Annotated in this window: 10 protein-coding genes and 1 pseudogene; 8 read left to right on the forward strand and 3 right to left on the reverse strand. The window is 51.6% G+C overall.

Annotated elements, in window-relative coordinates:
* The first annotated feature begins 133 nt into the window (after positions 1 to 133).
* The gene (thiI, locus tag BN1128_RS01415; RefSeq protein ID WP_042865808.1) at positions 134 to 1582 is read left to right on the forward strand and encodes a tRNA uracil 4-sulfurtransferase ThiI; all 1449 of its coding nucleotides are present in this window, start codon (positions 134 to 136) and stop codon (positions 1580 to 1582) included.
* Between the two features lie 83 nt (positions 1583 to 1665).
* On the opposite strand, the gene BN1128_RS01420 is transcribed toward thiI, so the two are convergent.
* Entirely contained in the window at positions 1666 to 2058 is a 393-nt protein-coding gene (locus BN1128_RS01420) for a hypothetical protein (protein ID WP_042865809.1), read from the reverse strand.
* A 104-nt stretch (positions 2059 to 2162) separates the two neighbouring features.
* Positions 2163 to 2795, reverse strand: a complete 633-nt coding sequence (locus BN1128_RS01425; RefSeq protein WP_042865810.1) for a trimeric intracellular cation channel family protein — start codon at positions 2793 to 2795, stop codon at positions 2163 to 2165.
* A 423-nt stretch (positions 2796 to 3218) separates the two neighbouring features.
* On the opposite strand from BN1128_RS01425, the gene flaA reads away from it, so the two are divergent.
* From flaA to BN1128_RS01460, 7 genes are all read left to right on the forward strand, one after another.
* Positions 3219 to 4130 (forward strand): flagellin A, encoded by a 912-nt coding sequence (gene flaA, locus BN1128_RS01430; protein ID WP_042865811.1) that lies wholly within the window; start codon positions 3219 to 3221, stop codon positions 4128 to 4130.
* 577 nt (positions 4131 to 4707) lie between these two features.
* Entirely contained in the window at positions 4708 to 5616 is a 909-nt protein-coding gene (flaB, locus tag BN1128_RS01435) for a flagellin B (RefSeq protein WP_042865812.1), read from the forward strand.
* 27 nt (positions 5617 to 5643) lie between these two features.
* Positions 5644 to 6081: a flagellar protein FlaG gene (locus tag BN1128_RS01440; RefSeq protein ID WP_039214970.1), complete on the forward strand. Its 438-nt coding sequence runs from the start codon at positions 5644 to 5646 to the stop codon at positions 6079 to 6081.
* A gap of 120 nt (positions 6082 to 6201) precedes the next feature.
* Positions 6202 to 7611: a flagellar filament capping protein FliD gene (fliD, locus tag BN1128_RS01445; RefSeq protein WP_042865813.1), complete on the forward strand. Its 1410-nt coding sequence runs from the start codon at positions 6202 to 6204 to the stop codon at positions 7609 to 7611.
* 25 nt (positions 7612 to 7636) lie between these two features.
* Positions 7637 to 8059 (forward strand): flagellar export chaperone FliS, encoded by a 423-nt coding sequence (gene fliS / locus BN1128_RS01450; RefSeq protein WP_042865814.1) that lies wholly within the window; start codon positions 7637 to 7639, stop codon positions 8057 to 8059.
* The gene (locus tag BN1128_RS01455) at positions 8056 to 8355 is read left to right on the forward strand and encodes a hypothetical protein (RefSeq protein ID WP_042865815.1); all 300 of its coding nucleotides are present in this window, start codon (positions 8056 to 8058) and stop codon (positions 8353 to 8355) included. Before fliS ends, BN1128_RS01455 begins: the two co-directional genes overlap by 4 nt.
* 9 nt (positions 8356 to 8364) lie before the next feature.
* Positions 8365 to 10449: a motility associated factor glycosyltransferase family protein gene (locus BN1128_RS01460; protein ID WP_042865816.1), complete on the forward strand. Its 2085-nt coding sequence runs from the start codon at positions 8365 to 8367 to the stop codon at positions 10447 to 10449.
* A gap of 63 nt (positions 10450 to 10512) precedes the next feature.
* Here the strand turns inward: BN1128_RS01460 and BN1128_RS24260 are convergent.
* Positions 10513 to 11669, reverse strand: a pseudogene (locus BN1128_RS24260) (IS3 family transposase).
* Between the last annotated feature and the right edge of the window lie 26 nt (positions 11670 to 11695).

Genomic DNA, 11695 nt, shown 5'->3' on the forward strand with positions numbered 1-11695 from the left:
AATATACGCAAGATTGCCGTCGCGTCGCAAACGTTGCGTGGGGGAATGTGAGCAAACGCGCATCCAGTAGGCGCCGGCCAGAAAGTTCTGATATAATTCGCGCCCTTAAATCAAGGCCACCCGAGTCAAAACCATGAAGTTCATTATCAAGCTGTTCCCGGAAATCACCATCAAGAGCAAGTCAGTTCGTCAGCGCTTCACCAAGATGTTGCAGGGCAACATTCGCAACGTGTTGCGCCGCTTCGACGAAGACGCCCGCGTACGGATGGATTGGGACAAGCTGGTAGTGAGCTCCCGCAACGATCAGTTCCACGCCCAGTATCTGGAGACGCTGGCCTGCATCCCGGGCATCCAGTATTTCCTCGAAGTGAAGCTGAGCAATTTTACCGACCTGCACGACATCTTCGAGCAGACCCGCGCCGTCTGGGGCGATCGCCTGAAATGCAAGACCTTCTGCGTGCGTGCCCGCCGCGTCGGCAAGCACGATTTTAGCTCGCTGGAGCTGGAGCGCTATGTGGGCGGTGGCCTCAATCAGCATTGCGAAACCGCCGGCGTGCGTCTGAAGAAGCCCGATATCCAGGTCAATCTGGAAGTGGAAAATGACGAGCTCTACATCATCAGCGCTGTTCACCATGGCATGGGCGGCTTCCCCATGGCGACCCAGGAAGATGTGCTGAGCCTGCTCTCCGGCGGGTTTGACTCGGGCGTTGCCTCCTACCAGTTCATCAAGCGCGGCTGCCGCGTGCACTATTGCTTCTTCAATCTCGGCGGCGCAGCCCACGAGATCGGGGTCAAGCAGGTTGCCTATTATCTGTGGAGCAAGTTTGGCGCCTCCCACAAGGTGCGTTTCACTGCCATAGACTTTGAACCCGTGGTGGCCGAGATCCTCGAGAAGATCGACAACGGCCAGATGGGTGTGGTGCTCAAGCGGATGATGATGCGTGCCGCCGGTCAGGTGGCCGACTACTTCCAGATCCCGGCGCTGGTGACAGGGGAGTGCGTGGGCCAGGTCTCCAGCCAGACCCTCACCAACCTGAATGTCATCGATCGGGTGACCGACAAGGTGATCCTGCGCCCGCTCATCACCTGGGACAAGCCGGACATCATCAGCGAAGCCCGCCGCATCGGCACTCTGGAGTTTGCCGAGACCATGCCGGAGTATTGCGGCGTCATCTCCAAGAAGCCGACCATCAAGGCTGTGCTGTCCAACATCGAGGCGGAGGAGGCCAACTTCGACTTCGCCATCCTGGACAAGGTAGTCTCCGAGGCCCGTTACCTCGACATCCGCCGCATCGGTGAAGAGACCGCCGCCGAGGTACAGGAGGTGGAGACTACGCAAGTGCTGGCCGCCGATGAGGTGATCCTGGATATCCGCTCCAGTGATGAGCGCGACGAGAAGCCGCTGGTGGTGGAAGGACGTGAGGTGCTGCACCTTCCCTTCTTCAAGCTGGCCACCGCCTTTGGCGATCTGCCCAAGGAGAAGACCTATCTGCTCTACTGCGATCGCGGTGTGATGAGCAAGCTGCAGGCGCTCTATCTGAAAGAGAAGGGCTTTGACAACGTCAAGGTGTACCGCCCGTAACGGCATGCGCTTCCCATAAAAAATCCGGCCAATGTGCCGGATTTTTTATTTCACTCTGATTGCATCCTGATGTCGCGCGCGGCTCAGGGGCAGGGGACGGGTGTAAAGGTCGATTGCCCCTGACAGCGCCAGCCCATTTCGGCTTGCCGCATCTGCCACAGGTTGTTGCTGCGAAACAGGGTCAGGATGTAGATCATGTCGCTCTTGTTGCCATCGAGGGCCACCGAGAGTACCAGATCGTTGTCCAGCTGTTGTGCCTGGATACGACTGGGTATGTCGCTGTGGCCGACAAAACGCAACGCCACTTCACGATAATCATTGACCCAGGTTTGCTGGGCAGTGCTTGCCTGGCGGATCTGCTGGTTGAATTGCTGTACCGGGGTAGAAGCCAGTCGTCCGAACAGTACCTGTGCATCGGCTTGCGCCGTTGCCACATTCATCAGTAACAGGGAAGTGATGAGCCCAAGTTTTTGCATGAGGGATTCCGGCTTACAACGACTGGATTCTATGACAACAGAAAAGCCTGCTTGGTTCAATGTAACGAGGCCGGGAGTGCGACATGGCGCTCCCGGCCTGGATATCAATGGCGTTGCAACGAGAAGGTGGGCAGTGACAGGTGCCAGTAGATAGCGGCAACCCGCAAACCGAACACGGCCGTCATGCAGATAAGCATGGCGGTAACCCTGTCCATATTGACCTCAAGCGCCAGGGTATAGAGGATGCCGCCCAGGATGCAGGCGGTGGCATAGATCTCCTTTTGCAGCACCATGGGCACTTCCCGGGCCAAGACATCCCGGATCATGCCGCCAGCCACCCCTGTCATGGTCCCCATGATCACGGCAATCAGGCCGGGGGAACCAAAGTTGAGGGCTTTCTGGGTACCGATCACGGTAAAGAGGGCCAGTCCGAAGGCATCAGCCACCGGCAGCACATACCAGGGCATGCGACGGGGCAGCTTGACCATCCACATGCCGATCAACGCCGTGGCGATGACGACCCAGATATAGAGAGGGTCGCGCACCCAGAACACAGGGGTGGCCCCCAGGATCATGTCACGTATGGTGCCGCCACCAATGGCGGTGACGGCTGCCAGCACCATGACGCCGAAGCCATCCATCCTGAGCCGCCCCGCAACCAGCACGCCCGAAAACGCGAATACCGCAGTACCAAACATGTCGCTGATGTAAACAATCTGCTCAACCAGTGTCTGCATGGAGAACAACTCACGTCCAATTGTTGATGGGGCCGCGATTTTAGGGGCTGGGCCTGCATCTGACCAATGGCTGCCTGCAAAAGTGGGAGCCAGACCAAGTTTTTGCAGGCGGGATGCGGGCTGAGCAGAGGGGAAGTGGCCGCTGGCTTGAGGTGGGAGCCGAAGCTGGCAAGGGGGCGGGGCTTCTCATGGTCCCTCCGTCTGTGCTTGCATCCCGCTGATAAGGGGCACTTTTTGAATTTTTTCTCTTAAGTCCTGCGAGAATGTGCCGATAAATAGGGTAAGCGGCGTTAATGCGATGAAGCGTTAAAAATAATGCTAAAGACATCGAAAAAGAGGCCGTTAAATAAGACGCATCGAACATGAAAGACAATAAAGTTCGAGCAAATTAGATAGTAAATTTAATAGCTTAGGAGAATGGTCATGGGTCTTTATATCAATACGAACGTTTCATCACTCAACGCTCAGCGTAACCTGATGAACACCAACAAATCTCTGGATACTTCCTACACCCGCCTGGCATCTGGTCTGCGCATCAACAGCGCAAAAGATGATGCCGCCGGTCTGCAAATATCCAACCGTTTGACCTCCCAGATCAATGGTCTGGATCAAGGTAACCGCAATGCCAACGATGGTATTTCCGTTGCCCAGACCGCTGAAGGCGCCATGGATGAAGTGACCTCCATGCTGCAACGGATGCGTACCCTGGCTCAGCAATCCGCCAACGGCTCAAACAACACGGATGACCGTACCGCGTTGCAGCAAGAGTACTCTCAGCTGATGACTGAAATCGACCGTGTGGCCAAAGATACCACCTTCGGTGGCCAGAACCTGCTCAAGGGCGGTTATGTGGGCTCCTTCCAGGTCGGTGCCGATGCCAGTCAGACCATTACGTTCCGAATGACCACTGCCTTTACCATCTCGGGCATGGCTTCAGCGACCAGCGGCAGTGCGACTGTGGCGACCACCACCTCAGGTGAGCCTTATAAAATTACCAAGACGACGGGAACCCCGGTCAGCTCCACCAGCATGTCGACCATTACTGCGGCAAGCTCCGCCCAGTCGGCCATGGCCAACCTGGATTACATGATCAAGGTGGTGGACAGCAAGCGTGCCGAGTTGGGTGCGGTACAAAACCGGTTCGACTCGACCATTCGCAACCAGGCGAACGTCTCTGAAAACGTCAGTGCCGCCCGCTCACGGATCCGTGATGCAGATTTCGCGACAGAAACCGCTAACATGACCAAGCAGAACATTCTGCAACAGGCTGCATCGACCATACTGTCACAGGCAAACCAGCGTCCTCAGTCTGCACTCTCGCTGCTGAAAGGCTAACAAAAGAAAACAGGGCGGTTGTTCAGGCCGCCCTGGTCAAGAGATGGAACAAAGGGGTGTTCGGGTTTGCACTCTGTTCTATCGGGAGAGAATCAATTCTCTATTAGTAATGCCAAGTGTTGTCCAGCTGTTCAGTTCTGTCACCCTTGGTCGTATTCTCCTGAGCATATGCTCATTTTAGGCCGGTTTTCCGGCCTCTTTTTTTGTGCCGTCAAATTGACGCCACTCGATCATAGCAAAGCACAAACCGTGCCAAAACCAACCTTTCCTATGTCCCCCTTGTCATGGTGCCTGAGGTCACATGGCGAGTCTTCTGATGCCTGCGATTTGCCGCTTGCCGGATAAAACTTGCCGCCTTCGGCAATTATTTTCCTAAAGCTTGTGTCCATGCGGCCGTTAAATAAAGTGAAGCAATCGAGGGGTGTTCGGAATCCAACGTTTGCACTACTGCGGGTGGCCTGTTCGTTCAAACAGACACCCGCCAGAAGACACAGGATTGTTCAACCTGTTCTTCTAACGGTGGGACGTCGCTTTGGCGGCGCAACCCGCAGTCGCATGTTCTTCGGGAGAATATTTTATGGCCATGTACATCAACACGAATACTTCATCACTGAACGCCCAGCGTAACCTGATGAACACCAACAAGTCCCTGGATACGTCATATACCAGATTGGCCTCCGGTCTGCGTATCAACACCGCCAAGGATGACGCCGCCGGTCTGCAGATCTCCAACCGTTTGACTTCACAAGTTAATGGCCTGGATCAAGGTAACCGCAACGCCAACGATGGCATCTCTGTTGCTCAGACTGCGGAAGGCGCCATGGATGAAGTCACCTCCATGCTGCAGCGTATGCGTACCCTGGCCCAGCAATCGGCCAACGGTTCCAACAACACTGACGACCGTACTGCGTTGCAGCAGGAGTTCGATCAGCTGACCACAGAGATCGACCGTATCTCCACCGATACTTCCTTTGGTGGTCAAAAACTGCTGGATGGCAAGTACAAAGGCTCCTTCCAGGTCGGTGCCGATGCTGGCCAGACCATCACCTTCAAGATGACATCCGCCTTCACGATCAGCGGTATTGCGTCATCGACCAAGGGCAGTGCTACCGTTGCGACCAGTGCTTCCGGGGAACCCTACACCGTGACCAAGGGAACCACTGCGGTGACTTCCACCAGTGTCAGCAGTATCAAAACTGCGAGTTCCGCCCAACTTGCCATGGCCAACCTTGATTTCATGATCAAGGCCGTTGACAGCAAACGGGCAGAGCTGGGTGCGGTACAGAACCGCTTTGACTCGACCATTCGCAACCAGTCCAACGTTTCCGAGAACCTGAGTGCAGCCCGCTCTCGTATTCGTGACGCAGACTTTGCGACTGAAACGGCCAACATGACCAAGCAAAACATCCTGCAACAGGCTGCCTCCAGTATCCTGGCGCAAGCCAACCAGAGACCGCAATCAGCTCTGTCCCTGTTGGGCAGATAATGACTGAAATGAAAGAGGAGCGACGATATGGCCAATGAAATTGGGATCCCGTCATCGGTCACTCCTTCTTCTCTTCAGCAAAGTAGCAAGAGCGGCCAATCGGCCGCTCAAGTGCTATCTGGTACGGCGGAAGAGCAGCGGGTGACATCACAGGGACCGATAGTCAGTCAGGGAACTAATCCTGCTGAAAAATCAAGCAAGCAGAAACCTAATGCGGCTGAAATTGAAAAAGAGGTCCAAAACTTGCAGAAATTTAGTGAGTTGCAAGGTTGGACGGTCAACTTCAGCGTTGAAAAAGATTCTGATCAGGTAGTCATCAAAGTGATGGACGCTCAGAGTAAATCCGTGATTCGTCAAATTCCTTCTGAAGAATTTCTTGCAATCAGCAAGAGGATAAAGGAATGGCAAGATGGTGATTTAGCTGGTGGGTCTCGTACAGGATTGCTATTTGATAACGAAATCTGATGGGAAAAACTTAAGAGGAGAGTGAGTATGTCTACCATTACGTCTGCCTGTGCCGGCTCGCGCGTCGGGCTGTTACTCGATAAAGAGATTTAATACGCAAGCATTACGAGGAGAGTGAGAATGGTCAATATTACGAATGCTGGTGCGGGCTCTGGATTGGATTTGGAGTCTGTCATTGCTGCGAGCGTCAATGCCAAGAAGGCACAGCTGATGCAGCCTATCACCACCAAAAAGACCAATGCCCAGATCACTCTCTCAGGGGTTGGACAGTTGAAATCGGCCATTGCCTCTTTTGTGACGACACTCCAGGCCATGTCCAAGGATGATGCGTTCAACAAACGATCGATCAACATTACCCAGGACAAGGACAAACCCGTTCTCAAGGTGGAGAGCAAGGCGGGTGCTTCCAATGGGCAATATGATATCAGCGTCGAACAATTGGCGAAGACCAGCAAATTTGACGGTACCTTCGACTCATCGACGACTCCGCTCATCACTCAGGACGGGAAACTGACCTTCAAGGCTGGCGACAAGACCTTTGATGTCGATGTTAAGGCGGGGGATTCGCTACAGTCCATTCGTAAACGCATCAACAATGACGCAGACAATTTCGGTCTGAGCGTCAACATCGTCAATACCTCCGATGGTAAATCCAAGCTGATGATCGATTCCGGGGTCAGCGGCAGCGGCAAGGATCTGCAGATCACCGGCAGCACGACGGACCTGACCGATAACCTGGTGTCCAAGCTTACCAAGCGCCAAGATGCTCAAGATGCCAAGATCACTGTTGATGGAAATACTCTTACCAGTTCGTCCAATACTTTCGACGGCACTATTGTCGGACTCAAACTGACTGTGTTACGGGAGTCGGATAGCACAACCTCTACCGATACCAGTGGTAATCCAGTCAAGACCTACAGCTCGAACAAGGTTGATGTGACCACCGATAAAGCCGGCATCAAGGACATGGTCAAAAGCTTTGTCGACGGCTACAACACGCTGGTGAAGAAAAGCAATGAGCTCGGCAAGCGCAACTCGATCGTGGCAGGGAAGAGCCAGAATGATGGCGGTGCTCTGGCGGGCGATGCAACGACCCGTGCCGTGGTCAATATGATGAATGGCATCATTACCGAGCCCTCGCAAAAGTCCTCCACTTACTCAACGATTTTCCAGATGGGTATAAAGATGGATAACAAGGGGGTATTGTCTATCGACGATACCAAGTTCAGCGAGGCTATCGACAAGAATTTCGATCAGGTAGTGGCGGTTTTTGGCGGCAAGGATGGGGTTGCAGGTCAGCTGGCCAACCAGCTGGAAACCTACTCCAAGACCGGTGGTTTACTTGCTAAACGGGAAGACTCGCTGAATTCCGATCTGCGCGAAGTGAGCCGCAAGGAGTCTGATGTTACCTCCCAGCTGACCAAGTATCAGGAGACCCTGCGTGCCCGCTATGGGAGTCTGGATACCATGCTGGCCAAGATGAACAAGTCGGCCTCATATTTGAATCTGCTCAACACCAAGAGCAGCTAATTTGTAGTCAGGATCGGTGTTTCATATGTATCGGAAAAATATCAAAGCTTATACCACCCAGAGTCTGCAATCCGAGCTGGCTGTAGCAGACCCTTATCGCGTCATCCAGCTGCTGATGCAGGGGTGTCTCGAACGCCTTGCTCAGGCGCGTGGTGCGATTGAACGCCGTGATTTTGAACAAAAATCGCAGGATATTTCTAAAACTTTGGCCATCATCAACGGGTTGCAGGACTCGCTGGATCTCTCCTATGGCAAGGTGCCAGAAGATCTCTTTGCGCTTTATGACTATATGAAGGTGCGGATGATGGATGCCAGCCGCGACATGGATATCGCCATCGTTGACGAAGTGATGGCCCTGATGTTGACCGTGAAAAGCGGGTGGGATGCGATTCCTGTTGAAGAGCGTGACAAGGCGCTAGCTCAGCAAAAAGTGGGCCGGCCGGAATGAGCAATGTCCCGCTATCCGGGCTGATTGAGCATGGTAACCAGCTGTTGGCCCTGCTGGAGCAGGGCGACATGCTTGCGTCAGACAAGCTGACGGCACATTACTTGAGCGCACTTGATGGTGTGTTTCAACACATTGAACTTGGAACTGCATTGAATGTGGAACAGCAACAAGCATTGCTGCAGTTTCAAACCATCCACGACTGGGTAGAAAAAGCGAAGCATCTGACAGAACAAGAGTTGCTGCAGTTTTCCAAGGCTGGTCGAGCCTCTGATCTTTACAAGCTGAATGCAGGTTAGGCATATATAATGGATTTTAATAAAAATATTACTCATGTCGAGAATGAATTATCCCGCCTCGAACTGCAAAAAAGGCAGGAAGCCGCCATGCTGGATGTGCTGCCAGCTCGTTATGAACGCAATATGGCGGCCTTCGAAAAATACATGCCTGGCATTCATGAATTTTTCAAAGATTACCAGCCTGTCAGGCCATTTCGCTTCTTCTGCAATGAGAATGGCATTCCCAACGTCTTGTGGCTTGATGAACAAGTGTCACTCTATGGGGAAGACCCACTTGTCGAGGTTCAAGCACAGATAACTGAGGTGATTGAACAGAGTGTGCTGCAATGTATCGATTTTACCCCTCAGTGGTATTTCGATGATCAAATCCATATAAAATATAATAACGCCATTTCCCAGCTGAAGGTATCCTCTAATCTAGAGGGGTTACCTCTGAGAGATTTGCTTACGGTAGATATACCTCTCTCGCTTATGTATGGGGTGGGATTAGGATACCAGCTTGGCTATCTTTATGAGCGCTGCACTGTACGAAACTTATTTGCATTCGAACCTGATGTCGATATCTTCTATGCATCTCTGTTTTGTTTCGATTGGCATTCTCTACTCGCTTACATGGATCAGGAATCACTTAGTCTACACCTTTTTGTCGGCGTCGATGAAAAACTGTTGGTTTCCGATATGATGGAGGCCTTACATCGTAAAGGGGCATTTTGGTCTGCCGCCTATTTTTCCTTTTGCCACTATCACTCTCCCAAGGTTCATGCCCTTATCGAACAAGTCGAACGCGAGTTTTATCTACTCAGAACTGGTTGGGGCTTTTTCGACGACAATATATTTGCACTGGCTCACAGCCATACTCATTTACAAGATGGTACGCCTTTTCTTAAAAAACATCGCGACACAGCTAGATTTTCCTCTACGCCGGTATTCATTGTTGGAAATGGGCCGTCATTGGATCAGAGTATCGAGTTCATCCGTCAGCATCAAAGTCAGGCTTTGATTATCGCTTGTGGCACTGCAGTGAGTGCCTTGTACAAGGCCAATATCAGGCCAGATATATATGTTGCCGTCGAACGAACTAAGAGTTCTGCGGATTTTTTGCGTATTCTTAATGCCAATGAGTTTCTCAAGGAGGCAGTTTTTCTTAGTGTCGACGTTATTCATCCTGAGTGCAAAGAGTTTTTTCGTAAGACTGGTATAGCATTTAAGCCTAATGAACCTATGTATCAGTTGCTCGGAACTTATTTTGGTCGTGCATTCGAATATGATGCCATCGAGTTCTCTAATCCATTTGTGGGAAATACAGGGCTGAACTACGCAGCTTTGTTAGGGCTCAAAGAAATGTATCTTTTTGGCATCGACAATGGTTATAAATCTGCTGATCAACATCACTCCAAGTTAAGCCTTTACTATAATGACAAGCAGGAAGCAAAATACCAGCAAGATCTGACGGAGACTTTTCCTGGCCGTGGTAATTTTGGTGGTGAGGTTAGAATTAACCATCTATTTGGACTGTCCATACACAATATGGAGCGTCTCTTGCAAGCCTATCCGGATGTACATTGTACCAATACCAGTGATGGATCTTATATCGAAGGTGCTGTGCCTAGTCCCATAGAAGCCATTGTGTCTGATTGGCCTGAATTGGATAAACGTAGTGTAATTGATGAGATCATGGCGCAATGCTTCCAGCCTTTCGATGTGTCTAGCATCGACTTCAAGGCGGCCATCAATGTACCTCTATGTCATGAGTTACTCGAAAAACTACATGATGACTGGATATTTGTACCGAAAACACATAACGATGTGTTGGCACTAATGCAGAAGCACCATGATTATCTTCTTTATGTTTTTATGAGTAATGAACGTCATCTCTATCGTGTTCTCATTGGTTCCATTAACTATTTTTATGCTAATATAATAAGTGTAATGATGTGCTCAACTAGATGTAAAAATGAATTGGAACAAAAAATTGAATCAGCTGTTACTATTCTGGAACAGTTTTTCATTGATGCAAAAAACATCTACGCTGACGCACTTGAACGCCATGATGAACTATATTTCACAGGGCTTGATGTTTTTAAAATAAATTAACGTCATAAGTAGAGGTGTAATTTATGCCTCTACTTAGTTTATTTATACTTGTCTGTGTAGTGGTCAACTAAATCCGGACACTTGGTTAGGCCGATCTTCAGCTTTTGCTGGCGGTATCCCGTCATTGTGTTGATGTGGGCGGCGCCAGTTGTAGTAATCCATCAGGTAATAACTGATATCCCGCTTCGCTTCCCGTAGGCTCATGTATCCCGTTACCGGGAGCCACTCTGACTTCAGGCTTCTGAACAACCGTTCCATCGGGGTGTTATCCCAGCAGTTACCACGATGACTCATGCTCTGGGTCATGCGATAGCGCCACAGTCGTTGCCGAAATGCCCGGCTTGCCATACTGGCTGCCCTGGTCAGAGTGAAACAGCACGCCGGATGGGCAACCCCGCTGCTGATACGCCATCTCCAGTGCTTTGGTTGCCAGCTCTGCATCGTGCTTGTTCGACATCGCCCAGCCCGCGACTCGGCGGGTATGGAGGTCAAGAACCACCACTAGGTAATGCCAACGAGCACCTGCCCAGACGTAGGTGATATCGCCACACCACACCTGATTGGGTTGCTGAACATCAAATTCTCGGGCCAGCAGATTGGGAATGTCCGGTCGTTCAGACCGTGCAACCTTATAACGGTGTGCACCCGGCTGTTTGGATGCCAGCCCGGCTTCCTTCATCAGACTATGTACTTTGAATCGGCCAATCTGACACCCCAACTCCCGCATCATAGACATCAAGGCGCGGCTGCCTGCTGAGCCCCGGCTCTCTTTAAACAACCGGCGCAACTCGCTGCGCATGTTGCATGCGCTCACGGTGAATCGCTCGCCTGCGAGCCAGAGAATCGTAAGAACAGGAAGTGGGAACATCGAAAGCACAGCAGACCGGGGGCCTGCTCCCTTAATCGGTCTATCAGCACGTACGTGTGAATTCGTCCGCCATCAAGAGAGCGGTAACGTTTTTTAGAATGTCCTTTTCGCGATCTAGCCGGTTGATGCAGGCTTCCAGCTCCTAGATTGTCTGCTACTCCGGAGTCAGTGCTTTGCGGATTGAGGTTGTGCTACTGCGTTCGGATTGAAGCTGCTGAACCCAGCGGTGAAGTACTGTTTCACCAACATCCAGTGAACGGCTGGCTTCGGGGACAGAATATCTCTGGTCAAGTACCAGGGATGCGGCTTCGAATTTGAATTCAGCAGTAAATGAGCGACGTAATCTTGTCATTGAACACCTCTGATTATGGTGGCGAC

It is taken from the genome of Aeromonas piscicola, from assembly GCF_000820005.1.
GTDB classification, from domain to species: Bacteria; Pseudomonadota; Gammaproteobacteria; order Enterobacterales; family Aeromonadaceae; genus Aeromonas; species Aeromonas piscicola.